23 protein-coding genes are annotated in these 26,231 nt (G+C 56.1%); 12 read left to right on the top strand and 11 right to left on the bottom strand.

Annotated elements, in window-relative coordinates; translation table 11 throughout:
- Positions 1-118: 118 nt before the first annotated feature.
- The 3 genes from purC to dapA form a co-directional block, all read right to left on the bottom strand.
- Entirely contained in the window at positions 119-832 is a 714-nt protein-coding gene (gene purC, locus IPZ49_RS01895) for a phosphoribosylaminoimidazolesuccinocarboxamide synthase (RefSeq protein WP_001171626.1), read from the bottom strand.
- A 109-nt stretch (positions 833-941) separates the two neighbouring features.
- The gene (gene bamC / locus IPZ49_RS01900) at positions 942-1,976 is read right to left on the bottom strand and encodes an outer membrane protein assembly factor BamC (protein ID WP_017383500.1); all 1,035 of its coding nucleotides are present in this window, start codon (positions 1,974-1,976) and stop codon (positions 942-944) included.
- 16 nt (positions 1,977-1,992) lie between these two features.
- On the bottom strand, positions 1,993-2,871 hold the full coding sequence (dapA, locus tag IPZ49_RS01905; protein ID WP_003860542.1) for a 4-hydroxy-tetrahydrodipicolinate synthase: 879 nt from the start codon (positions 2,869-2,871) through the stop codon (positions 1,993-1,995).
- Between the two features lie 145 nt (positions 2,872-3,016).
- Here dapA and IPZ49_RS01910 point away from each other — a divergent pair, with 145 nt between their 5' ends.
- Together IPZ49_RS01910 and bcp are read left to right on the top strand one after the other, a co-directional pair.
- Complete coding sequence (locus IPZ49_RS01910) at positions 3,017-3,586, top strand: glycine cleavage system transcriptional repressor (protein WP_000213743.1); 570 nt, start codon at positions 3,017-3,019, stop codon at positions 3,584-3,586.
- The gene (gene bcp / locus IPZ49_RS01915) at positions 3,586-4,056 is read left to right on the top strand and encodes a thioredoxin-dependent thiol peroxidase (protein ID WP_015572198.1); all 471 of its coding nucleotides are present in this window, start codon (positions 3,586-3,588) and stop codon (positions 4,054-4,056) included. Before IPZ49_RS01910 ends, bcp begins: the two co-directional genes overlap by 1 nt.
- 139 nt (positions 4,057-4,195) lie before the next feature.
- Here the strand turns inward: bcp and IPZ49_RS01920 are convergent, their stop codons facing one another.
- On the bottom strand, positions 4,196-5,260 hold the full coding sequence (locus IPZ49_RS01920; RefSeq protein ID WP_003860546.1) for an AI-2E family transporter: 1,065 nt from the start codon (positions 5,258-5,260) through the stop codon (positions 4,196-4,198).
- Positions 5,261-5,480: 220 nt separating this feature from the next.
- Between IPZ49_RS01920 and bepA the strand changes: the two genes are divergently transcribed.
- A complete protein-coding gene (bepA, locus tag IPZ49_RS01925) occupies positions 5,481-6,944 on the top strand; it encodes a beta-barrel assembly-enhancing protease (protein WP_015572197.1) in 1,464 nt (487 codons plus the stop codon).
- A gap of 13 nt (positions 6,945-6,957) precedes the next feature.
- Positions 6,958-7,314 carry an arsenate reductase (glutaredoxin) gene (gene arsC / locus IPZ49_RS01930; protein ID WP_017383503.1) on the top strand — a complete coding sequence of 119 codons (357 nt, stop codon included), beginning with the start codon at positions 6,958-6,960 and terminating at the stop codon, positions 7,312-7,314.
- Here arsC and IPZ49_RS01935 read toward each other — a convergent pair.
- The gene (locus IPZ49_RS01935) at positions 7,311-8,135 is read right to left on the bottom strand and encodes a hypothetical protein (protein ID WP_063932833.1); all 825 of its coding nucleotides are present in this window, start codon (positions 8,133-8,135) and stop codon (positions 7,311-7,313) included. The two genes, arsC and IPZ49_RS01935, sit on opposite strands and share 4 nt — an antisense overlap.
- Before the next feature lie 145 nt (positions 8,136-8,280).
- Between IPZ49_RS01935 and celB the strand changes: the two genes are divergently transcribed.
- Genes celB through IPZ49_RS01950 form a run of 3 tightly spaced genes read left to right on the top strand, consistent with a single transcriptional unit; the run spans position 8,281 to position 11,978 of the window.
- Complete coding sequence (gene celB / locus IPZ49_RS01940; RefSeq protein ID WP_063932834.1) at positions 8,281-9,600, top strand: PTS cellobiose transporter subunit IIC; 1,320 nt, start codon at positions 8,281-8,283, stop codon at positions 9,598-9,600.
- 3 nt (positions 9,601-9,603) lie between these two features.
- Positions 9,604-10,560, top strand: a complete 957-nt coding sequence (locus tag IPZ49_RS01945) for a N(4)-(beta-N-acetylglucosaminyl)-L-asparaginase (protein ID WP_063134558.1) — start codon at positions 9,604-9,606, stop codon at positions 10,558-10,560.
- On the top strand, positions 10,560-11,978 hold the full coding sequence (locus IPZ49_RS01950) for a M17 family metallopeptidase (RefSeq protein ID WP_063932835.1): 1,419 nt from the start codon (positions 10,560-10,562) through the stop codon (positions 11,976-11,978). The genes IPZ49_RS01945 and IPZ49_RS01950 overlap by 1 nt, the downstream gene beginning before the upstream one ends.
- 86 nt (positions 11,979-12,064) lie before the next feature.
- On the opposite strand, the gene IPZ49_RS01955 is transcribed toward IPZ49_RS01950, so the two are convergent.
- From IPZ49_RS01955 to IPZ49_RS01970, 4 genes are all read right to left on the bottom strand, one after another.
- On the bottom strand, positions 12,065-12,766 hold the full coding sequence (locus IPZ49_RS01955; RefSeq protein WP_211482948.1) for a DnaA inactivator Hda: 702 nt from the start codon (positions 12,764-12,766) through the stop codon (positions 12,065-12,067).
- A 96-nt stretch (positions 12,767-12,862) separates the two neighbouring features.
- Positions 12,863-14,152 carry a uracil permease gene (gene uraA, locus IPZ49_RS01960; protein WP_017692944.1) on the bottom strand — a complete coding sequence of 430 codons (1,290 nt, stop codon included), beginning with the start codon at positions 14,150-14,152 and terminating at the stop codon, positions 12,863-12,865.
- An 82-nt stretch (positions 14,153-14,234) separates the two neighbouring features.
- The gene (gene upp, locus IPZ49_RS01965) at positions 14,235-14,861 is read right to left on the bottom strand and encodes a uracil phosphoribosyltransferase (RefSeq protein ID WP_063932836.1); all 627 of its coding nucleotides are present in this window, start codon (positions 14,859-14,861) and stop codon (positions 14,235-14,237) included.
- A gap of 216 nt (positions 14,862-15,077) precedes the next feature.
- Positions 15,078-16,508, bottom strand: a complete 1,431-nt coding sequence (locus tag IPZ49_RS01970) for a 6-phospho-beta-glucosidase (protein ID WP_058689135.1) — start codon at positions 16,506-16,508, stop codon at positions 15,078-15,080.
- Positions 16,509-16,774: 266 nt separating this feature from the next.
- Here IPZ49_RS01970 and purM point away from each other — a divergent pair, with 266 nt between their 5' ends.
- The 4 genes from purM to ppx all read left to right on the top strand — a co-directional run bounded on the left by purM (position 16,775) and on the right by ppx (position 22,281).
- Positions 16,775-17,812 carry a phosphoribosylformylglycinamidine cyclo-ligase gene (gene purM, locus IPZ49_RS01975; protein WP_017383509.1) on the top strand — a complete coding sequence of 346 codons (1,038 nt, stop codon included), beginning with the start codon at positions 16,775-16,777 and terminating at the stop codon, positions 17,810-17,812.
- Positions 17,809-18,450 (top strand): phosphoribosylglycinamide formyltransferase, encoded by a 642-nt coding sequence (gene purN, locus IPZ49_RS01980; protein ID WP_006811493.1) that lies wholly within the window; start codon positions 17,809-17,811, stop codon positions 18,448-18,450. Before purM ends, purN begins: the two co-directional genes overlap by 4 nt.
- Before the next feature lie 228 nt (positions 18,451-18,678).
- Positions 18,679-20,739 (top strand): polyphosphate kinase 1, encoded by a 2,061-nt coding sequence (gene ppk1 / locus IPZ49_RS01985; RefSeq protein WP_032669402.1) that lies wholly within the window; start codon positions 18,679-18,681, stop codon positions 20,737-20,739.
- 3 nt (positions 20,740-20,742) lie between these two features.
- Positions 20,743-22,281, top strand: coding sequence for an exopolyphosphatase (gene ppx, locus IPZ49_RS01990; protein WP_063932837.1), 1,539 nt, complete (start codon positions 20,743-20,745; stop codon positions 22,279-22,281).
- 4 nt (positions 22,282-22,285) lie between these two features.
- Here the strand turns inward: ppx and IPZ49_RS01995 are convergent, their stop codons facing one another.
- The gene (locus tag IPZ49_RS01995) at positions 22,286-24,526 is read right to left on the bottom strand and encodes an EAL domain-containing protein (protein WP_063932838.1); all 2,241 of its coding nucleotides are present in this window, start codon (positions 24,524-24,526) and stop codon (positions 22,286-22,288) included.
- Positions 24,527-24,876: 350 nt separating this feature from the next.
- Here IPZ49_RS01995 and IPZ49_RS02000 point away from each other — a divergent pair, with 350 nt between their 5' ends.
- Entirely contained in the window at positions 24,877-25,065 is a 189-nt protein-coding gene (locus IPZ49_RS02000) for a YfgG family protein (protein ID WP_032654440.1), read from the top strand.
- Between the two features lie 340 nt (positions 25,066-25,405).
- Here IPZ49_RS02000 and iolB read toward each other — a convergent pair whose 3' ends face one another.
- Positions 25,406-26,230, bottom strand: coding sequence for a 5-deoxy-glucuronate isomerase (gene iolB, locus IPZ49_RS02005; protein WP_032654443.1), 825 nt, complete (start codon positions 26,228-26,230; stop codon positions 25,406-25,408).
- Position 26,231 lies beyond the last annotated feature (1 nt).

Below are 26,231 nucleotides of genomic sequence, written 5' to 3' on the forward strand. Positions count from 1 at the left end.
ACACCTCGAACTATTCCATTTATAATAGCTATGATCGTAGGCGGTTAATGAAAGGATTACCATAGTAAACAAGGATAAGACGCCAAAGGATGCCAACATCCTTTGGCAAATGCGCAGTTTAGTCGAGCTTAACGCCTAAACGGTGAGCAACCGCTTCGTACGCTTCGACCACGCCACCCAGACTCTGGCGGAAACGGTCTTTGTCCATTTTATCCAGCGTCTCTTTGTCCCACAGGCGGCTGCCGTCCGGCGAGAATTCGTCGCCCAGCACCACTTCACCCTTGTACAGACCGAACTCCAGCTTGAAGTCGACCAGGATCAGGCCCGCGTCATCAAACAGCTTTTTCAGCACGTCATTGGCTTTGTAGGTCAGTTCCTGCATGCGCGCCAGGTTCTCTTTGCTTACCCAGCCGAAGGTTTCGCAGTAGGATTCGTTAACCATCGGGTCGTGCATGGCGTCGTTTTTCAGGAACAGATCGAACAGCGGTGGATTCAGTTCGATACCCTCTTCAATGCCCAGACGCTTCACCAGGGAGCCTGCGGCACGGTTACGGATCACGCACTCAACCGGCACCATATCCAGCTTTTTTACCAGACATTCCGTATCGGACAGCAACGCTTCCATCTGAGTCGGGATACCGGCTTCGGCCAGTTTGGTCATAATGAAGTGGTTGAACTTGTTGTTCACCATGCCCTTACGATCGAACTGCTCAATGCGTGCGCCGTCTCCTGCTGACGTATCATTGCGGAATTCGAGCACCAACAGATCCGGGTTTTCCGTGCTGTATACGGTTTTCGCTTTGCCACGATACAACTCAGCTTGCTTCTGCATCTTCATTACTCCTGGTGTGATGATTTGTATTCAAAACTGGCCATATTATGCCACGCACACGTTTGCGTAGCACGAAAATAAAAAGGGCTGGATTAACCAGCCCTCACTATTATTTGCTGAATGCGGCCTGGAAGGCAGCGACCAGCGCATCGTTCTGCGCCTGGGTCAGCGTGTGTCCTTTCGGATCGATAAATTGCAGGCTGCTGCGGTTATCGAGGTCGCCAACCTGGATTTTGTAGTCACCGGAAGGCAGCTGTGGATCGCTTGCCCCCAGCTCCTGCCAGGCGCTATCAGACAGCGGCTTATAGGTCGCTGTGATGCTGCCCGTTGAACGGGTGCTGTCGGTCACCTTCATGCCCACTTTTTCAAGCGTTGCTGGCAGGCGCTGCCAGGTCTGGTTAAACGGCGCACGCACCACCAGCATTGGCAGGCCGGTATCGTCTGCACCGCTCTGCACATCAAACGTTGAACCGTTACGGTTCTGCGCGGCGTTTGCGGCATCGGTAGCGTTCTTATCCAGACCAGCGGCAATCACGTTCAGCATTTCAGTGCTGTAGCGCTGCATGGCGGCCGGATCGGCAACCGGTTTACCTGCCTGCTCAAGATTCAACAGCTTAACGGTAACCGCCTGCTGATAACCCTGCGGCTTAACGGAGACTTGATAACGACCACGATACTGCTGGTCTTCATCGAGACGGTTCCACTCAATCCAGTCGGTGGTTAAGGTCTGGCTGGCGTCGTCGCGTTTATCAATCGTATAGTTTTTCGACTGAATAACGCTCACAACCTGCGGCCACAGCGTGGCACCGCGTGCGCTTTCCACCAGCAGAGAGGCCGTATCACCGGTAAACTGCGTGCGCGCGCCACTCACCAGCGCCAGAGGCTGAGCCGGCGGACGAATATCAAGCGCTTTACCCACCAGGCCACTGCCGTTGGTAACCGGAATATTATAATCACCGTTCTGGATCGGCAGGATCATGCCGGCAGGCGCGTGAAGTTCAGCAAGCGGCGGCGCATCCAGATAGGATTCATCACCGCTCACCTGGCGCTTGTAGCGCGAGTCTGAACTACAGGCAGCGAGGAGCATAACAAGCGAAACACCCGCAACCTTCGCCAGGCGCGACTTCTGTACTGAATAAGCCATCAAATCTCCCTAAACTTTACAGCAAACCGGCATGCTTCAGCGCGCCAGCGACAATTTCACGACCGTGGTCGGTAATCGGTGTCATTGGCAGACGCAGCGTGTCGGTTGCTACAAGCCCCAACTCCTTACATGCCCATTTCACTGGGATCGGATTGGGTTCGACAAATAATTTATTGTGCAACGGCATCAGACGCTGATTAATCACGCGAGCTTCATCAAAGTGACCGGCTGCGGCCAGTTTGCACATGTCAGCCATATCACGCGCCGCCACGTTCGCCGTAACGGAAATCACGCCATTACCACCGAGCTGCATAAAGTCCAGCGCGGTCGCATCATCACCGCTCAACAGGATAAAGTCGTCTGAAACCAGCTCTTTGATCTGATGAACGCGGCTTAAGTTCCCTGTCGCCTCTTTAATCCCGATAATATTTTTTACTTTCGAGAGACGGCCAACGGTTTCCGGCAGCATATCGCAACCGGTACGGGACGGCACATTATACAGAATTTGTGGCAAGTCAGTATGTTCAGCGATGGCTTTGAAATGCTGGAACAAACCTTCCTGAGTAGGACGGTTGTAATAAGGGGTCACCGTCAGGCAGCCGACAATGCCGCTGTCGTTAAAACGCTGAGTCAGGCTAATCGCTTCTGCCGTTGCGTTTGCGCCCGTCCCCGCGATGACCGGAATACGCCCGTCCGCCAGTTCCAGGGTCAGCATCACAACGTCGCCGTGCTCTTCGTGGCTCAGCGTAGCGGATTCACCGGTAGTCCCTACCGAAACGATCGCCGAGGTTCCATTGGCGACATGGTAATCAATGAGCTTCTTCATGCTTGACCGGCAGACATTACCTTTTTCATCCATCGGTGTAACAAGCGCGACAATACTTCCCGTGAACATGAGCCATCCTCTGTGCGAACAAGAGCCTCAATGTTACGTTTGGAACTGTAATAAAAGCAAGCGACCTGAGGCTCTCAGGCGGTTGTATGCATGTTTTTTTTATGCTTTCCTTAGGAAGACTTAACCACGCAAAGGAAGAACAGGTTTGACAACCTCATCACAACATTACCTGGTTATCACTGCGCTGGGTGCTGACAGGCCGGGTATCGTGAATACCATCACTCGCCACGTGAGCAGCTGCGGCTGCAACATCGAAGATAGCCGGCTGGCTATGCTTGGCGAAGAGTTCACGTTCATCATGCTGCTTTCCGGAACATGGAATGCCATTACCCTCATCGAATCTACCTTGCCGCTGAAAGGCGCAGAGCTGGATTTACTGATTGTGATGAAGCGCACCACCGCGCGCCCGCGTCCGGCTCTGCCTGCCACGGTCTGGGTACAGGTTGAAGTGCCTGATTCACCTCATCTGATTGAACGTTTTACGGCGCTGTTTGACAGCCATCAGATGAACATTGCCGAACTGGTTTCCCGCACGCAGCCGGGCGATGAAAACGCAATCCCGACGCTGTTTATTCAAATTACCGCACACAGCCCTGCCTCGCAGGATGCGTCAAATATCGAGCAAGCGTTCAAAGCCCTCTGTACAGAATTACATGCGCAAGGCAGTATAAGCGTCGTCGATTATTCGCAGCACGAACAGGATGGAGTTGAGTAATGAACCCACTGAAAGCCGGTGATATCGCACCGAAATTTAGCTTACCGGATCAAGACGGCGAGCAAGTAAATTTGACCGACTTCCAGGGACAGCGTGTTCTGGTCTATTTCTACCCGAAAGCCATGACCCCGGGCTGTACCGTACAGGCCTGCGGTCTACGCGACAACATGGATGAGTTGAAAAAGGTCGGTGTGGAAGTGCTGGGCATCAGCACCGATAAGCCAGAGAAGCTGTCACGCTTTGCGGAAAAAGAGCTGCTGAACTTCACGCTGCTTTCCGATGAAGACCACCAGGTTTGCGAGCAGTTTGGCGTCTGGGGTGAGAAGTCCTTTATGGGCAAAACGTACGACGGTATTCACCGCATCAGTTTCCTGATTGACGCTGACGGTAAAGTTGAGCACGTGTTTGATGATTTCAAAACCAGCAACCACCACGACGTGGTGTTGAAGTGGCTGAAAGAGAACGCGTGATCATTTTAGTGCCGGGTGGCGCTGCGCTTACCCGGCCTACAAGGTAAATGCAAAACGGTAGCATGCGCTACCGTTTTTAGTGTTTGCCCCCTCTCCCCGCGGGAGAGGGTTGGGGTGAGGGCATCAGCCCGCACTAAATCTACTTCTCTTCCACCGCTGGCACATCCGGCCACGCGTGGACCACGGCTTTAATCAGCGTCGCCAGCGGAATGGCGAAGAATACCCCCCAGAATCCCCACAGCCCGCCGAAAATCACCACTGACAGGATAATCACCAGCGGATGCAGGTTAACTGCTTCTGAGAACAGCACCGGTACCAGCAGGTTCCCGTCCAGTCCCTGAATAATCAGGTATACGGCGAAACAGCTCCAGAACTCCGTACCCAGACCAAACTGGAACAGCGCCACACCGACTACCGGAATGGTCACCACAAACGCGCCGATATACGGGATCAGAACCGAGAATCCGACCAGCACCGCCAGCAGCAGCGAGTAGTTCAGTCCGAAGATCACGAAGCCAATCCAGGTCGCCACGCCCACCACAATCATCTCCAGCACTTTGCCGCGAATGTAGTTGGTGATCTGCTGGTTCATCTCCTGCCAGACCTGACCGGCGAGACCGCGATTGCGCGGCAGCACGCGGCGCACCGCGTTCAGCATCTGCTCTTTATCTTTGACCAGGAAGAACACCATTAGCGGCACGAGAACAAGGTAAACCGCCAGCGTCAGCAGGCCTACCAGCGAGGCCAGAGAGTATTTCACCACCGAGTCACCCATGGTCATGATGCGGGCGCGCATGTTTTCGGCCATCGCATCGATGATCCCGGCGTCCATCAGCGCAGGATAGCGGCGCGGCAGCGTGGCGGCAAAATCAGACAGTTTATTCAGCATGCCGGGCATATCGCGGATCAGGTAGATCCCCTGTTGCCAGGCGATGGGCATCACCACGAAGGACATCAGCAGCAGAATGCCGACAAACAGCACCAGAACAATGCTGGTCGCCCAGCGGCGGGAACAGCCGATATGTTCCAGACGCGCGGTGGGCCACTCCAGCAGATACGCCAGCACAATCGCCACCAGTAGCGGCGCCAGCAGGCCACTAAAGAAGAACAGGATACCGAATCCGGCAACCAGAATGACCAGCAAAGCAATGGCTTCCGGGTCGCTAAACCGACGCCGATACCACTGCATTAACATTTCGAGCATACAACCCTTCCCTGAATCGAATGGCGGGAGTGAGACGGTGAATTGTATCTAACTGTCACAAAAAAGACTTTCCTTTTTGTTTCACTGTCAGGTTTCGCAAAACCCTGATGAATGGGATTTTCTTCATCTCTTAACACGGCTACACTCGCAGAGCAGCGGAGATGAACGTTATGCGGGTTCATCGGTCAAATTAGCACATCCAACATACAGGACAGTGGTTATGTTCAGGCAGTTGAGAAAAACACTGGTTGCGACACTGATTGCCGCCGTGACGGTGGGTCAGGTGTTGCCCGCTTTCGCTGACTCGTCCGATTCATTGCCGGACATGGGCACCACGGCAGGAAGCACGCTCTCCATCGGGCAGGAGATGCAGATGGGTGATTATTACGTACGCCAGCTGCGCGGCAGTGCTCCGCTGATTAACGACCCTTTGCTGGTGCAATACATTAACGGCCTGGGGATGCGTCTGGTGGCGCACGCCGACTCGGTAAAAACGCCCTTCCACTTCTATTTAATCAATAACGACGAAATCAACGCCTTCGCTTTCTTTGGCGGGAACGTGGTGCTGCATTCGGCGTTGTTCCGTTATTCCGATAACGAAAGCCAGCTGGCGTCCGTCATGGCGCACGAAATTTCGCACGTCACCCAGCGCCATCTGGCGCGTGCGATGGAAGATCAGAAGCGTAACGCCCCGCTAACCTGGGTGGGCGCGCTGGGCTCTATTCTGCTGGCGATGGCCAGCCCGCAGGCCGGGATGGCGGCGCTTACCGGGACGCTGGCGGGGACGCGTCAGGGGATGATCAGCTTTACCCAGCAGAACGAGCAGGAAGCAGACCGCATCGGCATTCAGGTTTTACAGCGTTCCGGCTTTGACCCGCAGGCCATGCCGAGCTTCCTGGAAAAACTGCTCGACCAGGCACGCTACTCGTCGCGCCCGCCTGAAATTCTGTTGACCCACCCGCTGCCGGAAAGCCGCCTCTCGGATGCGCGTAACCGAGCCAACCAGATGCGTCCGGTCGTGGTGCAGTCTTCGCAGGATTTCTACATGGCCAAAGTGAGAACGCTTGGCATGTACAACTCCGGACGTAATCAGCTCACCAGCGATCTGCTGGACGCGCTGGCGAAAGGCAACGTGCGCGAGAAAAACGCGGCGCAGTATGGTCAGGCGCTCCAGGCGATGGAGGCCAGCAAATACGATGAAGCGCGAAAAGCGCTACAGCCGCTGCTGGCGGCGGCGCCTGACAATCCGTGGTATCTCGACCTCGCCACCGATATCGATCTGGGGCAGAAAAAAGCGACCGATGCGATTAATCGCCTGAAAGGGGCGAAAGATCTTCGTAATAATCCAGTATTGCAGCTTAACCTGGCGAACGCCTACCTACAGGGCGGCCAGCCCGGCGAGGCGGTGACCATTCTGAACCGCTACACCTTTAACAATAAAGATGACCAGAACGGCTGGGAGCTGCTCGCCCAGGCCCAGGGGCAACTGGGTAACCGCGATCAGGAGCTGGCCGCGCGTGCGGAAGGTCTGGCGCTGGCGGGTCGTCTCGATCAGGCCATTTCCCTGCTGAGCAGCGCCAGCTCGCAGGTGAAGCTTGGCAGCCTGCAACAGGCCCGCTACGATGCGCGAATCGACCAGCTGCGCGGCCTGCAACAACGCTTTAAGCCGTACGAGAAGATGTAATAAAGGAGAAGTCATGACAGACGCGGTAAAAATTTACCATAACCCTCGCTGCTCCAAGAGCCGAGACACCCTCAGCCTGCTGAAGTCTAACGGCATCGAACCGGAAGTGGTGCTGTACCTGGAGACGCCGCCGGACGCGCAGACTATCCGCCAGCTGCTGAAGATGCTGAACATGGGCAGCGCACGCGACCTGATGCGTCAGAAAGAAGATCTGTATAAGTCGCTCAATCTGAACGATACCAGTCTCACTGAAGATCGGCTGATTCAGGCGATGGTCGACAATCCAAAGCTGATTGAGCGCCCGATTGTGGTGGCAAATGGCAAGGCGCGTATCGGCCGTCCGCCGGAAGACGTGCTCGAGATCGTCTAATCGTTACGCCGCAGCGCTTCCAGAAACGCCTGCGGCGTACGCTCTCCCAGCTTTTTCTGCGCTTTTCCCCGGTTGTAAAACTCACACAGTTGGATCAACAGCTCTCCCATCGGTTCACTGTTCACCCGCGGAATGATTTCGCGTAACGGCACGGTGACCTGAAGGGCGAGATAATACTGTGAATGCACTTTTACGGTGACGTTATGCTCTGGCAAGTTCACTTCCAGCCCAAAAGTCTCAACAGATTGAATATCAGCCGGACAGGCAGCCAGCACCTCGTTCGTCCAGCGGGTCAGCAACTGCGGCGATACGCCAGCATAAAGCCGGGCGTAACACCAGCCGCTGACGGGTTCACGCGCCCAGAGCAGGTGTTGCTCGCCATCGTCGTCCATATGTAGCGACAGCGGCTGATGATGCAGGAGTAGCTTCTGCGGCATGATCCCGGCCTCCAGCGCCTTTTTGCCCTGCAACGACGCCCCCTTTTGTTTTAGCGAGGCTGGTTTGAGGTAGCGGTTCAGGGTCGCGCGGGAAACGGCGATCCCGAGTCCGTCATTCACCAGCAGCAGCAGTTCATCCAGCGGTGCCCCTGTGATATCCCGCAGGGCATTTATCAGTGCCGCCTGCTCTTGTCTCAGCGCTTTGTGTATCACTTTTGGCGTTGTGTGGTTATCCGAAACCTGGTCGCGGTTGCGCCAGCGCCTGACGGTGGTGACCGAGATCCCCAGCTCAACGGCAAGTTCCCTGTCGCTTTTATCTGACTGCTGAAGATAGCGACGGATACGCGGCGTAGTGGTGGCGTTGGCATGCAGTTTGATTTCCATCGCGTCTCTCCGGAACTAATCTTATGAGATTTATATCAGAGCGGCGAATGCTTTGTGACCGATTTCACCTTTCGCTCGCCACGCTTCACTGATAATCCACAGACATAACATAAACAACACCTCTCAATCTTGTACGGAGTTCACAATGAACAATGTTCTGGGATTTCTTGAAGCAAAACTGATGCCGCTGGCGGCGAAAACGGCCCAGCAGCGTCATCTTGGGGCCATTCGCGGCGCCTACGTGTCATTCATGCCGTTTATTATCGTCGGCTCCATTCTGCTGGTGATCTCCTCCTTCCCGAATCAGGCCTATCAGCAGTTTATGTCTCAGGCCTTTGGTGAGAGCTGGAGTGCAATTATAGAGATCCCGTTTAACGCGGTGTTCTCAACCATGTCGCTGTTTATCAGCTTCCTGGTGGCCTACCGCCTGGCTGAGCATTATGGCGAGGACCGCATCTCCTGCGGCATCCTGGCGCTGGTCGCGTTTCTGATCCTGACGCCTTTTATCAAAGTGGCGGAAAACGGCGGCATTACCGTGATGCCGGTGGAGTGGATTGGCAGCAAAGGGCTGTTCGTGGCGATGATCGGTTCCCTGCTGTGGACGGAACTGTTCTGCTGGCTGAAGCGCAAAAAGCTGGTCATCAAAATGCCGGACGGCGTGCCTCCGGCGGTGCAGGAGTCATTCGCGGCCCTGATCCCGGCCCTGCTGGTAATGATTCTGGTGCTGCTTATCCGCATCATCTTTGAAAACACCCACTACCACACCATCCACCAGTTTATTTATGAAGTGGTTGCCACCCCGGTACGCCACTACGGCACCTCTTATTTCGGGGCGCTGATGACCGTATTCAGCATCACCATTCTGTGGTCAGTGGGCATTAACTCCGGTTCGATGATCAACGGGATTATTCGCCCGCTGTGGATGGAGAACCAGACCGACAACATCGCCGCGATCCAGGCGGGAACGACGCCGCCGCACATCATCACCGAACAGTTTTTTGACATGATCTGGATGGGCGGCGCGGGCGCCACGCTGTCGCTGGTGATTGCGATGCTGATTTTTGCCCGCAGCAAAAACATGCGCGAAGTAGCGCGCCTCGGTGCGGGCGCGTCGGTGTTTAACATCAACGAACCGATCCTGTTTGGCCTGCCGGTGATCATGAACCCGATCATGCTCATCCCGTTCAATCTGGTGCCGCTGGTGCTGGTCACCGTGCAGTATGCGGCGATGAAAATTGGTGCGGTCGCCGTCACCACCGGGGTGTTTATCCCCTGGACGCTGCCGCCGGTTATCAGCGGCTTTATCGTCACCGGGCACCTGAGCGGCAGCGTGATGCAGCTGATCAACCTGCTGATTGGCGCCATGCTGTACCTGCCTTTCATGCGTATCCTGGATAAACAGTACCGCGTGGCGGAAATGGCCAGCGTTACGCAACCCGACACCACCCTTGCAAAACAGGAGTAAAGCATGTGGGGAATTATCGCAACCTGGCGAATGGCGCTTGAAGGCGTCACGGAATCTGCGTCTGCGCTGGCTGCGGGCAAACCTGTCGCTCCGGCGGTGGTGGATGCCGTCGCCGCCGTCGAGGACTTTCCGTTTTATAAATCCGTCGGCTACGGCGGGCTGCCGACCGAGAACGGCGAGGTAGAGCTGGACGCGGCCTATATGGACGGCGACACGCTGGCGTTCGGCGCCGTGGGCAATCTGGTGGATATCGCCAACCCGGTACGCGTGGCGCACGCGCTCAGCCGCCAGCGCTATAACAGCCTGCTGGTCGGCCAGGGCGCGCGCGAATGGGCGCTGAGCCAGGGCTTTGCCGACAAAACCATGCTCACGGATCGCGCCATGCAACACTACCGTAAGCGCTGCCGCGAAACGCTGGATAAGGGGTTAAGCCCCTACGACGGACATGACACCGTCGGCATCATCGGCCTCGATAAACAGGGATCGATGAGCGTCGCCACTTCCACCAGCGGCCTGTTTATGAAAAAACGCGGTCGCCTCGGTGACTCACCCATCATCGGCTCCGGCTTTTACTGCGACAGCGAAACCGGCGCGGCCACCGCCACGGGCGTCGGTGAAGATCTGATGAAGGGCTGTACCAGCTACGAAATCGTTCGCCGGATGGCGCAAGGGATGACGCCGCAGCAGGCGGCGGATTCGGTGGTGTTCGAACTGGAAGACAAGCTGATGTCGCGCTTTGGCCGCGCGGGCGATCTCTCCGTGGTGTGCATGAACAGCAAAGGAGAATTTGGCGCCGCGACCAACATCAAAACCTTCTCGTTTGTGGTGGCGACGGCTCGCCAGCCCCTCACCGTTTTCCGTACTGAACGCCTGCGGGAGAAAACGCACTATCACGCGGTAGATGAGAAGTGGATGCAGGCCTATGCCGCGCGGATCCGCGCACCGATTGAGGAGTCATGATGATCACATACCAGTTTATCAACGCGCTTTCAGACGCGAAGCCGCAAAGCCATTTGATTGCGCGCGCTGACAGTTCCCTGTTACCGGAAAGCGCTCTTGTCGCTGAAATGCGCCAGCAGAGCACCGTCGCGGACGCGCGCTTTGGCTGCGCGCCGTTTGCCCGCATCACCCTTTTGCCGGATGCGCTCTGGCATGACGCCCTGACCGAAGGGTTGCTCACCGCTCTGCGACCGCTGCTTGCCGCCCCCGCCAGCGCCGAACTCGTGCTGGACGTGACGGATATTGACGATGTGGTGCTGGCGCAAGTACTGCGTTTTCTCTTTAATCAGGCGCACAGGCTCAGTGACCTGAAGCTGAAGAAGACGGACGAAGCGCTGCGTCTTACCTGCATCACTGCCCTCTGCTTGCCGGAACAGCAGGCGAAGCTGGAGACGACCTTCCGCCAGCAGCAGGCCATTGCGCTCGGCATGGTCGCGGCGCGACGTCTGGCGGATATGCCGTCCGACCGCTGCACGCCGCAGTTTGTGGTGGAAGAGGCGCAAAAACTGTGTGCCGCCAGCCCTGCCCTGCGCTGCGAGGTGTTGGATGAAACGCAAATCGTTGAGCAGGGGCTGGGGCTACTGCACGCCGTTGGCAAAGGGGCGACCTGCCCACCGCGTCTGCTGGCTATTCACTATAACGGCGTGTCTGATGGCCCGGTGCGCTGCTACGTGGGAAAAGGCATTACCTTTGACACCGGCGGCCTGTGGCTGAAGGAAGGCGCGGGCATGTACACCATGAAATATGACATGTGCGGCGCGGCTAACGTGCTCGGGCTGATGCTGACCGTTGCGGAGCTGAAATTACCCGTGCGCATCATGGGCGTGCTGGCGCTGGCGGAAAACGCCATCGGCCCCGACGCCATGCAGCCCGGCACGGTGGCGATGGCCTGCAACGGCACCACCGTTGAAATCAACAATACCGATGCCGAGGGCCGGCTGGTGCTGGCAGACGCTATCGCCTGGGCGAGTCAGCGCCATCCGCAGGCGCACTATATCATCGATATGGCGACCTTAACCGGAGCGGTGGTGAAAGCGCTGGGGTATGAGCTGAGCGGGCTGATGACCCAGGATGAGCCGTTGCGTCAGGCACTGACGCTCGCGGGCAAACGGAGCGGCGACGAGGTGTGGTCCCTGCCGCTGGATGCGCGGCTGAGAAAGCAAACCGACAGCGCGATTGCCGATCTGTGCAACACGCCGACCAACAATGCGGCGATCAGCGCGTCGGCGGCGTGGCTGCTGCACCATTTCTGCCCGCCGACCATTCCGTGGGCGCATCTGGATATCAGCGGGACGGCGCTGTGGCGTGAAAGCGGACGAAGCGTGGCGTCGGGAAGGCCGATTCCTCTGCTGGTGGAGCACTTGTTGGGGGATCTTTAGCCGGGTGGCGGCTGCGCCTTACCCGGCCTACAAGGTATGACGGGTTTTCGTAGGCCCGGTAAGCGCAGCGCCACCGGGCAAAAAACTCAAAGCTTAAGAATATCTTTCACAAACGGAATGGTCAGCTTGCGCTGGGCGGTGATGGAGGCGCGATCGAGCTGATCGAGCGTATCAAAGAGCGTGCGCATCTCCCGATCCAGACGTTTGAGCAGGAAGCGCCCTACGTCTTCCGGCAGTTCAAATCCGCGCAGTCTGGCGCGCAACTGAAGCGCCTGGAGTTTGTCTTCATCCGACAGCGGTTGCAGCTTGTAGATTTGCCCCCAGTCCAGACGAGACGCCAGATCCGGCAGTCCCAGATTGAGCTGGCGCGGCGGACGATCGCCGGTGATCAGCAGCCGGGTTTTGCCCGACTCCAGAATGCGGTTGTAGAGGTTAAAGATCGCCATTTCCCACGGTTCGTCCCCCGCCACGCATTCGATATTATCGATGCAGACCAGGGAGAGATGTTCCATGCCCTCCAGCACCTCAGGCACAAACCAGGTGCGTTTATCCAGCGGCACATAGCCTACCGCGTCACCGCGCGCCGAAAGCTCCGCACAGGCGGCATGCAGCAGGTGGCTGCGTCCCGCGCCTTCGCGTGACCAGATATAGATGTATCCGCTGTGTTCCTGGCGCAGCACGTTTTGCAGTGCAGCCAGTAAAGAGGGGTTATCACCCGGCCAGAAACTCGCGAAAGTTTCGTCGTCAGGGAGATAAAGTGGCAGAGAGAGCTGTGCCGGTCCGTTCAGAAATACCTCAACCAGAGATCTTACATAAAATCGGAATGGAGTTTAACACGGAACCTGCAAGGAGAGAACCGGGCGATCCTTCGCCCGGCATGACGATCAATGTGGCGCTTTTTCGCTTTCGTCTGCGTCCAGCACCACCTCTTCCGGGCGGATCACCGAGATCAGCTTGAAAATCAGGCTCAGGCCGACGCCGACGATGGTCGCCAGCGCCATCCCCTTCAGCTCTGCCGCGCCGATGTGCACCTTCGCGCCGCTCACGCCGATAATCAGGATAACGGAGGTCAGGATCAGGTTCTGCGCCTTGCTGTAATCCACTTTGGATTCAATCAGCACGCGAATACCGGAGGCACCGATCACCCCGTACAGCAGCAGGGAAACGCCGCCCATCACCGGAACCGGGATAATCTGGATCGCCGCCGCCAGTTTACCAACGCAGGAGAGCAGAATGGCGATGATCGCCGCGCCGCCGATAACCCAGGTGCTGTAGACGCGGGTGATCGCCATTACGCCGATATTCTCACCGTAAGTCGTGTTTGGCGTGGAGCCGAAGAAACCGGAGATAATGGTCGAGAAGCCGTTCGCAAACATGGAGCGGTGCAGGCCCGGATCGCGGATCAGGTCGCGCTTCACGATGTTCGCCGTCACCACCAGGTGGCCGACGTGCTCAGCAATCACCACCAGCGCGGCAGGCAGAATGGTGAAAATGGCGAACCATTCAAAGCGCGGGGTGTAGAAGGTTGGCAGCGCGAACCAGTGCGCCTCGGCAATCGGGGTGGTATCCACAACGCCCATCACGAAGGAGAGCGCGTAACCCGCCAGCACGCCGATCAGGATCGGGATAATCGCCATAAAGCCGCGGAACAGGACGGAACCGAATACCGTCACGCCCAGCGTCACCAGCGAAATAATAATGGTTTTGGAATCCGGTGACTGACCGTCCGCAGGCAGCAGCCCGGCCATGTTCGCCGCCACGCCCGCCAGCTCCAGGCCGATGACGGCAACGATGGCCCCCATTGCCGCAGGCGGGAACATCACGTCCAGCCAGCCGGTACCGGCTTTCTTCACAATGAAGGAGACCAGGCAGAACAGCACGCCGCACATGATAAAGCCGCCCAGCGCGACCTCATAACCCAGCGGCAGCAACAGCAGAACCGGGGAGATAAACGCGAAGCTCGACCCGAGATAGGCCGGGATTTTGCCTTTACAGATGAAGAGGTAAAGCAGCGTACCGATGCCGTTGAACAGCAGCACGGTAGCCGGGTTAATGTGAAACAGGATTGGCACCAGCACGGTTGCGCCAAACATGGCGAACAGGTGCTGCAAACTAAGCGGGATTGTCTGTAAAAGCGGCGGTCTTTCACTCACCCCGATAGCACGGCGCGTCATAGTGTTTTCCTCTGAGTGTCATTGTTGGTTTTTATTCAAAAAAAAGCCGACTATCAAAGTCGGCTTCTTTATCGTTATTCGATTATTTAGTACCAAAAATCTTATCGCCGGCATCGCCGAGCCCCGGGATGATGTACCCGTGCTCGTTCAGTCCCTGGTCGACAGACGCGGTATAGAGTTCAACGTCCGAGTGCGCTTTTTCCAGTGCCGCGATACCTTCCGGCGCCGCAACCAGCACCAGCACTTTGATGCTGCTGCATCCCGCTTTTTTCAGCAGGTCGATGGTGGCGATCATCGAACCGCCGGTCGCCAGCATCGGGTCAACCACCAGCGCCATACGCTCGTCGATGTTAGAGACCAGCTTCTGGAAGTACGGGACCGGCTCAAGCGTCTCTTCGTTACGGTAGATACCCACCACGCTGATACGCGCGCTTGGGACGTGCTCCAGCACGCCTTCCATCATGCCCAGACCCGCACGCAGGATTGGCACCACGGTAATTTTTTTACCTTTGATCTGCTCAACCTGTACCGGACCGTTCCAGCCTTCGATGGTCACTTTTTCCGTTTCCAGATCAGAGGTCGCTTCGTAGGTCAGCAGGCTACCCACTTCAGAAGCCAGTTCGCGAAAACGCTTCGTGCTGATGTCATGCTCACGCATCAGGCCCAACTTGTGTTTAACGAGTGGGTGTTTCACTTCCACAATCTTCATTCTCTTTCTCCTCTGAGGTGGCATCCGCAAAAAAATCGCGGGATTATACCGCTTTTTTCGGATTGCGCCATACCCATCTTGCTTGACGTATATCAATCAAAAACAAAAAAGCCGGAGGCTGGGCTCCGGCTTGGGGGCGGGATTCTGCCGGGTGGCGCTAACGCTTACCCGGCCTACACATCCCGTAGGCCCGGTAAGCGCAGCGCCACCGGGCAATTATAGCTGCTCGCCGTTGCTGGCAATCAACTGCTTATACCAGTCGAACGATTTCTTCTTGCTGCGGTTCAGCGTGCCGTTACCTTCGTTATCTTTATCGACAAAGATAAAGCCGTAGCGTTTTTTCATCTCGCCGGTGCCGGCAGAGACCAGGTCGATACAGCCCCACGGGGTATAGCCCATCAGGTCTACGCCATCCTCCACCACCGCTTTTTTCATCTCGCGGATATGCGCGGAAAGGTAGTCGATGCGGTACTGGTCGTTCACCGTGCCGTCGCTCTCCTGCACGTCGATCGCGCCAAAGCCGTTCTCAACGATAAACAGCGGCAGCTGGTAGTGATCCCAGAACCAGTTGAGGGAGTAGCGAAGCCCCACCGGGTCAATCTGCCAGCCCCAGTCCGATTTCTGCACGTACGGGTTAGAGACCAGGCTCTTGCTCTCGTCGTAGTCCAGCTGCGGGTTGTCCGCGGTCGCTTTGGTGGCGAAAGACATGTAGTAGCTGAACCCGATGTAATCCACGCAGCCCTGCGTCAGCGCCACTTTATCTTCTTCGGTGATATCCAGCGCGAAGCCGCGACGTTCAAAGTAGTTGAGCAGATGCTGCGGATACTTGCCGCGCACGTGAACGTCGGTGAACCAGTAGCGACGATGCATGGCGTTCATCGCCATCATCATATCGTCCGGGGCACAGGTCAGCGGATAGATGGGGCACATGGCAATCATGCAGCCGATTTGCAGCGACGGGTTGATCTCGCGCCCCGCCTTCACCGCCAGGGCACTGGCCACCAGCTCATAGTGCGCCGCCTGGAACATCACCGGCTCGCGATCTTCTCCCGGCGCATATTTCAGCCCGGAGTTGGTAAACGGCGCAAAGTCTTCGTGGAAGTTGGCCTGGTTGTTGATCTCGTTAAAGGTCATCCAGTACTTCACTTTATGCTGGTAGCGCTCAAAAACGACCTTCGCGAAGCGAACAAAGAAGTCGATCAGCTTACGGTTGCGCCAGCCGCCGTATTCCGTCACCAGGTGGAAAGGCATCTCGAAGTGGGAAAGCGTGATCACCGGCTCGATGCCGTGCTTCAGGCACTCGTCAAAAAGATCGTCATAGAATTTGAGTCCCGCTTCGTTCGGCTCCAGCTCGTCGCCTTTCGGGAAGATACGCGTCCAGGCGATGGAGGTGCGGAAGCATTTGAACCCCATCTCGGCAAAGAGTTTGATGTCTTCTTTATAGCGGTGATAGAAGTCGATGGCTTCGTGGTTTGGGTAATTTTTCCCCTCCAGCACGCCGTTGGTGATTTCACGCGGTACCCCGTGGGCGCCTGCCGTCATGACATCGGCAACGCTCACGCCCTTGCCGCCCTCTTTCCAGCCGCCTTCGAGCTGGTGCGCCGCAACGGCCCCACCCCACAGAAAACCTGCTTTAAATCCTGACATTCGCTATCCCTCATTCTGCGTTATTTTCTGCAAAAACAGTTACAGAAACCGGTTTCAGTTTGATGATGTGCAAAGGGGATAGCCGTTGCAAGCAGATCGCCGAAACCGGTTTCATTTTCGTGAACAGAGTCAAGTTTGTTGCCCTGGACAGCCCGCACAGAAAAAAAGATCCTCGCGCCGAGAATAGGCTCGCAAACGTTTGCCTGGACTGTTAGAATTGCGCCGATTTTTCTTACTAGCTATGCAATCGCGTGGGGATTTAAGCCGTGACCAACAAAACTTCTCTCAGCTACAAAGATGCCGGTGTTGATATTGACGCAGGTAATGCGCTGGTTGACCGAATCAAAGGTGTGGTGAAAAAAACCCGCCGCCCGGAAGTGATGGGTGGCCTGGGTGGATTCGGCGCACTGTGCGCGCTGCCGCAAAAATATCGTGAACCTGTGCTGGTCTCGGGTACGGATGGTGTCGGTACAAAGCTGCGCCTGGCGATGGATCTTAAGCGTCACGATACGATTGGTATCGATCTGGTGGCGATGTGCGTCAACGACCTGGTGGTACAGGGCGCCGAGCCGCTGTTCTTCCTCGATTACTACGCGACCGGCAAGCTGGACGTAGATACCGCAGCCAGCGTCATTAACGGTATCGCCGAAGGCTGCCTGCAATCCGGCTGTGCGCTGGTCGGCGGTGAAACCGCGGAAATGCCTGGCATGTATCACGGGGAAGATTATGACGTCGCAGGCTTCTGCGTCGGCGTGGTAGAAAAATCAGAAATTATCGACGGCAGCAAAGTGGCTGACGGCGATGTGCTGGTTGCGCTGGCCTCCAGCGGTCCGCACTCCAACGGCTACTCTCTGGTGCGTAAAATCCTCGAAGTGAGCGGTTGCGACCCGCTGACCACCGAGCTGGACGGCAAACCGCTGGCCGATCACCTGCTGGCCCCGACGCGCATCTACGTGAAAAACGTGCTGGAGCTGATTGAGAACGTTGACGTGCACGCCATCGCTCACCTCACCGGCGGCGGCTTCTGGGAAAACATTCCGCGCGTGCTGCCGGACAATACCCAGGCGGTGATCGACGCATCCTCATGGCAGTGGCCGTCCGTCTTCAACTGGCTGCAAACCGCAGGCAACGTGAGCTCTCACGAAATGTACCGCACCTTTAACTGCGGCGTGGGCATGGTTATCGCCCTGCCCGCCAGCGAAGCGGATAAAGCTGTTAAGCTGCTGACAGAAAAAGGTGAAAACGCGTGGAAAATCGGTACGATTAAAGCTTCCGATTCCGAACAGCGTGTGGTCATTGAATGAAAAACATCGTGGTGCTCATTTCCGGCAACGGAAGCAATTTGCAGGCAATCATAGACGCCTGCAAACAGAAGAAAATCAATGGCACCATTCGGGCAGTATTCAGCAACAAGGCCGATGCATTCGGCCTTGAGCGCGCGCGGGAAGCGAACATTCCTGCGCACGCGCTGGAAGCCAGCCAGTTCGCCGGGCGTGAAGCCTTTGACCGTGAGCTGGTGCAGGAGATTGACGCCTACGCGCCTGACGTGGTGGTGCTGGCAGGCTACATGCGCATCCTGAGCCCGGCTTTTGTTGCACACTACGCCGGACGACTGCTCAATATCCACCCTTCCCTGCTGCCAAAATACCCCGGTCTGCACACCCATCGTCAGGTGCTGGAGAACGGCGATGAGGAGCATGGTACCTCCGTGCATTTCGTCACCGACGAGCTGGACGGCGGTCCGGTCATTTTGCAGGCAAAAGTACCGGTCTTTGACGGCGACAACGAAGACGACGTGACCGAACGTGTGCAGACGCAGGAACACGCCATTTATCCGCTGGTGGTAAGCTGGTTTGTCGATGGACGTCTGGAGATGCGCAACGGCGCAGCCTGGCTGGACGGCGTGAAGTTGCCCCCGCAGGGTTATGCGGCTGAAGAGTAGTCTGTTTGAATTGCCCGGCGGCGCTTCGCTTGCACGGGCCTACGGTCCCGTAGGTCGTGGTAAGCGCAGCGCCACCCGACACCCCCTCCCCCAACCCTCTAAATTCCCCAACAAAAAAATAACTGTCATACTTTTCTGGCACTGTTGGACATATCGTGGAAATGCTCGCCATAATAAGGACGAGACGGATTTACCACGTCCTGTGATTGAACTGGAGTGTGAGCTGTAATGGGTCAGGAAAAGTTATACATCGAGAAAGAGCTAAGCTGGTTAGCATTCAACGAACGTGTACTTCAGGAAGCGGCCGATAAAAGCAACCCGCTGATTGAACGTATGCGTTTTTTAGGCATCTATTCCAACAATTTGGATGAGTTCTACAAGGTTCGCTTCGCCGAACTGAAACGCCGAATCATCATCAGCGAAGAACAGGGCTTAAACTCCCACTCGCGGCATCTGCTTGGAAAAATCCAGTCTCGCGTCATGAAAGCCGATCAGGAATTTGATGGCCTCTATAACGAGCTGCTGCTGGAAATGGCACGCAACCAAATCTTCCTGATCAACGAACGCCAGCTCTCCGCGAATCAGCAAAACTGGCTGCGCCACTATTTCAAACATTATCTGCGCCAGCACATTACCCCGATTCTGATCAACCGTGAAACCGATCTGGTGCAGTTCCTGAAAGATGATTACACCTATCTGGCGGTAGAAATCATTCGTGGTGAGACCATTAACTACGCGTTGCTGGAAATACCGTCTGATAAAGTCCCACGCTTTGTAAACCTGCCGCCGGAAACCCCGCGCCGGCGTAAGCCGATGATCCTGCTGGATAACATCCTGCGCTACTGCCTGGACGATATCTTCAAAGGCTTCTTCGATTACGACGCGCTCAACGCCTACTCGATGAAGATGACCCGTGACGCCGAGTACGATCTGGTGCATGAGATGGAGGCCAGCATGATGGAGCTGATGTCTTCCAGCCTCAAGCAGCGCCTGACGGCGGAGCCGGTGCGGTTTGTCTATCAACGCGATATGCCGGACGCGATGGTGGAGATGCTGCGCGATAAGCTGACCATCTCCCGCTACGACTCCATTATCCCCGGTGGGCGTTACCACAACTTTAAAGATTTCATTGGCTTCCCGAACGTCGGCAAGGCCAATCTGGTGAACAAACCGCTGCCGCGCCTGCGCCATATCTGGTTCGATAAGTTCCGCAACGGGTTCGACGCCATCCGCGAACGGGATGTGCTGCTCTACTATCCGTATCACACCTTTGAACACGTGCTGGAATTGCTGCGTCAGGCCTCGTTCGATCCGAACGTGCTGGCGATCAAAATAAACATTTATCGCGTGGCGAAAGATTCCCGTATCATCGATGCGATGATCCACGCGGCGCACAACGGCAAGAAAGTGACCGTGGTGGTTGAGCTCCAGGCTCGCTTCGACGAGGAGGCCAACATCCACTGGGCGCGCCGACTGACGGAAGCGGGCGTACACGTCATCTTCTCCGCGCCAGGGCTGAAAATTCACGCCAAGCTGTTCCTGATCTCCCGTAAAGAGGGCGAGGACGTGGTGCGCTACGCCCATATCGGTACCGGGAACTTTAACGAGAAAACCGCGAGAATCTACACCGACTATTCGCTGCTGACTGCCGATGCCCGCATCACCAACGAAGTGCGTCGGGTGTTCAACTTCATTGAGAACCCGTACCGCCCGGTGAGCTTCGATTATCTGCTGGTGTCACCGCAGAACTCACGACGCCTGCTGTACGATATGATCGATAAAGAGATTGCCAATGCGCAGAACGGCTTGTCGTCCGGCATCACGCTGAAGCTCAACAATCTGGTGGACAAAGGGCTGGTGGACCGCCTGTACGCGGCCTCTAGCTCCGGCGTTCCGGTAAATCTGCTCATTCGCGGCATGTGCTCGCTCATTCCGGAACTGGAAGGCATCAGCGACAATATCCGCGTGATCAGCATTGTGGATCGCTATCTTGAACACGATCGCGTCTATATTTTCGATAACGCCGGTGATAAGCGCGTATACCTCTCGTCCGCCGACTGGATGACGCGTAACATTGATTACCGTATTGAAGTGGCGGCACCGCTGCTGGATCCTCGCCTTAAGCAGCGTATCCTGGACATTATCGAGATCCTGTTCAGCGATACGGTGAAAGCACGTTATATCGACAAAGAACTCAGTAATCGCTATGTACCGCGCGGCAACCGCCGTAAAGTGCGCTCGCAGCTGGCGATTTACGATTACATTAAATCACTTGAGCAATCCGATTAACCTATGCCAATAAACGATAATACCCCACGCCCGCAGGAGTTCGCCGCGGTCGATCTTGGCTCAAACAGTTTCCATATGGTCATCGCCCGCGAGGTGGACGGCGCGATGCAGATCATCGGTCGTCTGAAGCAGCGTGTGCATCTGGCCGATGGACTCGACGCGCGTAACATGCTGAGCGAAGAGGCCATGGAGCGCGGGCTGAACTGTCTGTCGCTGTTCGCAGAACGTTTGCAAGGCTTTTCGCCGTCCAGCGTCTGCATCGTCGGGACGCATACGCTACGCCAGGCGCTGAACGCGCCGGAGTTTCTTAAGCGCGCGGAAAAGGTTATCCCCTACCCGATTGAGATCATCTCCGGTAACGAAGAAGCGCGCCTGATTTTTATGGGCGTGGAGCATACGCAGCCGGAAAAAGGCCGCAAGCTGGTGATTGATATCGGCGGTGGTTCCACGGAACTGGTGATTGGCGAAGACTTCGAGCCGCGTCTGGTGGAAAGCCGCCGTATGGGCTGCGTCAGCTTCGCGCAGATGTATTTCCCTAGCGGCGTCATCACCCGCGAAAACTTCCAGCGCGCGCGCATGGCCGCCGTACAAAAACTGGAAAATCTGGCCTGGCAATACCGTATTCAGGGCTGGAACGTGGCGCTGGGCGCATCGGGTTCGATTAAAGCGGCCCATGAAGTGCTGCTGGCAATGGGTGAAAAAGACGGGTTTATTACGCCTGAGCGCCTGGTGAAACTCACCGAAGAGGTGCTTAAGCATAAGAGCTTCGACGCCCTGAGTCTGCCGGGTCTGTCCGACGAACGTAAAGCCGTGTTCGTACCGGGGCTGGCGATCCTCTGCGGCGTGTTTGACGCGCTGGCGATCAAAGAGCTGCGCCTCTCTGACGGCGCCCTGCGTGAAGGCGTGCTGTATGAGATGGAAGGCCGTTTCCGTCATCAGGATATTCGCAGCCGCACCGCGCAGAGCCTGGCCAATCAGTACAACATTGACCGCGAACAGGCGAAACGGGTGCTCGAAACCACGGTTCAGATGTACGAGCAGTGGGAGGAGCAGAATCCGAAGCTGGCGCATCCGCAGCTGGCCGCGCTGTTGAAATGGGCCGCCATGTTGCACGAGGTGGGGCTGAACATTAACCACAGCGGAATGCATCGCCATTCAGCCTATATTCTGCAAAACAGCGATCTGCCTGGTTTCAACCAGGAGCAGCAAACCATGATGGCGACGCTGGTGCGCTATCACCGCAAAGCCATCAAGCTCGACGATCTACCGCGCTTTACGTTATTTAAGAAAAAGCAGTTCCTGCCGCTCATTCAGCTGTTGCGCCTGGGCGTGTTGCTCAATAATCAGCGACAGGCAACCACCACGCCGCCGACGCTGAAGCTAAAAACGGATGACTATCACTGGACGCTGAGCTTCCCGCACGACTGGTTTAGCCAGAACGCGCTGGTGCTGCTGGATCTGGAAAAAGAGCAGCAGTACTGGGAAGCGGTCACCGGCTGGCTGCTGAAGATTGAAGAAGAGAGTTCTGAGGCGGCAGCGTAACGGCTCAGGCGGTCTCCTGAGAAGGCTGCGTGTTGAGCAACGTATCAAGCTCAGCCGGCAACCCAATCAAATAGCCCTGCACATAATCGATACCTAGCGCGTGCACCGCGCTACGTATCTCTTCCGTTTCCACATATTCCGCCACCACCAGCATTTTCTTCATCCGGGCCAGATGGCAAATGGAAGCCACAATCTGGTAATCCAGGCTGTTGCTGACAATATTGCGAATAAAGCCGCCGTCGATTTTGAGAATGTCTGCGTCCACGCTTTTTAACCGCGCATAGCTGGCGTAGCCCGTGCCAAAATCATCAATGGCGATCCGGATGCCCATTTTTTGTAATTTCCTGAGGGTCGACGCCGCCAGATCCGCATGACCAAAGGCGCTGCTTTCGGTCACTTCAAAGATCAGCTGCCACGCTTCAACGGCGTATTTGGCTAACAGGCGGCTCACTTCAAGCGGGAACTGCGCCCGGTAGGCGGTAGAAGGTGCGAGGTTGATCGCAAAGCGCTGGCCCGGCAAACGCTGGCGGTGCTGTGCCAGAAAACTCAACGTATGCTCCAGTACCCATAAATCAACACGCGACGATAAACCAAACTCCTGTGCAATGGGCAGGAACTGCTCGGGAAAGATCAGCGCCCCGTTATCATCACGCATTCGCAGCAGCACCTCGTGATAACAATCACCGCGCAGCCCGCGAACAGGCTGAACCAGCAGGGTAAAAGCGTCCTGCTCCAGCGCGGCCTGCAAACGACTCATCATCGCGACCTTATCTTTCAGGCTACGCTGCAAATGAACAGCCCCGCGCTGCTGAAGATTTTCCGGGTGGTTGGTAGAAAGGGAGAGATCGGCCACGATACCCAGTTCCCCCAGCACCAGATAGAGATGATTGACGGGTGAGCGTACATAGCAATAGCTCACGCCGACCTGAGGCTGTACCGGCATACCATCCCAGATAAAAACAAACTGCTTGATATGCTCGTCCAGCGTTTCAATGCGCTGTTGATGCGACTCCGCCTCCAGACGCACCGCCATATCATACCCGGTGAGGTGATAGACTCGCTCATTGGGCTGAAGGGTGCCGTTTATCCATTGCGCCAGCTGCTGTTTATACTGGATCCGCAGCATCACGCCGTAATTGCGTCCCAGCACCTCCAGCTCGGGCACGCGCAGTAAACAGAGCGCTGACCACGGATGACTGGCCAGCTCGCGCGACAGCGCCCGCAGGTTGGGCATATGCACCACCGGATCGAGAAAAGCCTGACTGCGGGAGCGAATATTGATGGCCCGCTGGCGTGTCGCCAGCATCGACATGTACGTCACAACGAAGGAAAAGACCAGATAGCTGGATGAGGTGATCGCCAGCTGAATGCCATACCCCTCTTGCACCGGAATGTAGTGATAAAAAAAGTGAATCGACACCAGCAGGACCGGCGTCCAGATGAGTGACATCAGCTTGTAGCCAAAGCGCATCGCCCCCCAGAGCATCACGGGCATCAGCAGGGACAAGGTGTAGTTGGTACTGAAAATGGAACTGTTTGCATTCATAGGCAGCAGCAGCATGACCAGCAACCCGCCCAGGGCTATAAACCACACCACAAACTCAAAGGCCGTCACCTTTTTGTCTATTTGCGCGCGGAGCTGGGACACCAGTCCCTTGATATAGCGCGGATGACGTATCAGACGGATCAGCAGGTAGCTTAGCGGCACGCCCGTCAGCCCGCTCACCAGCAGCCCCTGATAGTTAATAAGGGTCCGAATATTGAGGGGATTCAGTCCTGCGAGGCTCTGGCGGCTCTCATAGACGCCGAGATAGACCGCAAACTGAAACAGCAGCAGAAATAGCGTTGCCGGGCAAAACACCTGCCAGAAAATACGCTGCCCCATCAGGCGTATGTCACCGTAAGCGGTCATATTGCGCCGGGGCGCAAACACGCGATAACCGCCCCAGCTGAGCACCAGAGGAACGATAAAATGCAGAATGCCGGCCATGGCTTCAAATAACCCAACGGAGGGGTAATAACGTAAAAACAGCGACACCACCACCCCGGGGAGGGCTTCCAGGCCAAAGAATAACATCAGCGTCAGCAAAAAGGAGAGCGGGAGATAATAGAGCGCAACGATACCGTCGCCCAACTGCGTTAAGGTATTAGCCACACTAAGCACCGGGAGTAACACGACGGGTAAAATAAGAGGAAGTGCCCACCAGCGGTCTTTATTTTGCTTCAGGATGTGGTGAATATTCATAGATGCTCGTTTACAACCCTTGCGCTCCAGAGGGTAAATGAAGACAGGCATCCAACCTGACGTACACGTTGCCTGGAAAATTCCTGGCAAGCACAGTGGAGGAGGGATTTTAAATATCAACGACGGGATGCGGTTGACCTAAATCAAATTAATTTATCTGAATAAACCTTTCTTACGTTTTTTTTGAGTATTTTTCCTGTAATTATCAATGCGATAAATAAAAGCGTTGTTTTTAATAACATAAATTAATGTAAGCATTGACGCTATTTTACATTTCGCCGAATTGACCCTGACTTGCGGCTGTGCCTTAATAGCCGTATCGCCCAAAAGGGTATACTCAGGAAAAGAAAGTGAGTCAGGCTACGCGTATGCGAAAACGACATCGATTTAACACCCGGATGACCCGCATCATACTGCTTATCAGTTTCCTGTTTTTCTTTGGCCGCTTTGTTTATTCCTCCATTGGCGCCTGGTATCACCATCAGGACAAAATTCAGTCGCAGCAAACCAGTCTTAGCGTTGAAACGCCCGAGCGCTAACGTACCGGGTGTTTTTGCACTATTCGAATAATGCCTGCAATCCTTTTGTACGAGCGATTTCATCCGACCGGGTATGGTCATCACCGCAGATTTACCTCGGGTTGACGCGGGTCTTTTCCGGACTGGCGATAGCCGCCAACTATCTCCGATACCTAAAAATGATTATCTGTCAGATGGCGGGTCGGGTCGGGAAAAAGTAACTCACGTGGCGTGGGATAACAAACCAGGATGGCTCGTGGTTAGTAAGACTGAGCGGATGAATGATCCTGAACCTGAGCGCGCGATGGCAAAGTTTCGCAGGTCGGGTAGGCTCAGCGCCACCCGACAAGAAAAGCCGATTTCAGCGCCTGTTATCTACAGGATAACTCCTGTTAATCCATGCGTGGTCCTTCTCCCACGTAAACATCCATTTGCGCACCGGGCCGGCCATCACGTTGAGGTAATAACTGTCATACCCGGCCATCGTTGCCACAGGATGGTACCCCCTGGGCACCATCACCACGTCACGGTTATAGACCGCCATACACTCATCCAGCGTTCTGTCGTCGGTGTAGACGCGCTGCATGCAGAAACCCTGCGCAGGGTTAAGACGATGGTAGTAGGTTTCTTCCAGGTACGTCTCCTGCGACGGGTTATCGGTGTCGTGCTTATGACTGGGATACGAGCTGGTGCAGCCCTCACTGGTCCACACTTCCACCACCAGCAGGCTGTCGGCAGGTTTGTCTTCTGGCAGGATGTTGTGCACGTAGCGCTGGTTGTGGCCCATACCGCGCGCTTCGCCGTCGATATCCTGTGGGGCAATCAGCCGCGTCGGATACGCTCCTGTGCCCGGCGCAGCGCAGACGGCCAGCTCCAGCTTAGTCAGCGCTTTCACCTCTACAGTCTCCTGTGGGGTCACGTAAACCGCCCAGGGCTTAATGCGCTCGAACGGACTCATCCGCTCGCCGATGTCGTTAAACCGGGCGGAAGGGGTGCTGATGGAAGCGCGACCGGCAACCAGCACCAGACAGCGCTCTTCGCTGACAGCAGGCAGCGTCAGCTGCTGCCCCTCCTGCAACTCATAAGCTTCAAAGCCGACATACCCCCAGTCAGCGCTTTCTGGCGTAACGGACTGCGTGCGCCCCTCCGCGTTCGGCTGTTGCCAGCGTGATAACAGACGTGACATG

This window comes from Enterobacter cloacae complex sp. S2, from assembly GCF_015159675.1.
Lineage (GTDB): Bacteria > Pseudomonadota > Gammaproteobacteria > Enterobacterales > Enterobacteriaceae > Enterobacter > Enterobacter intestinihominis.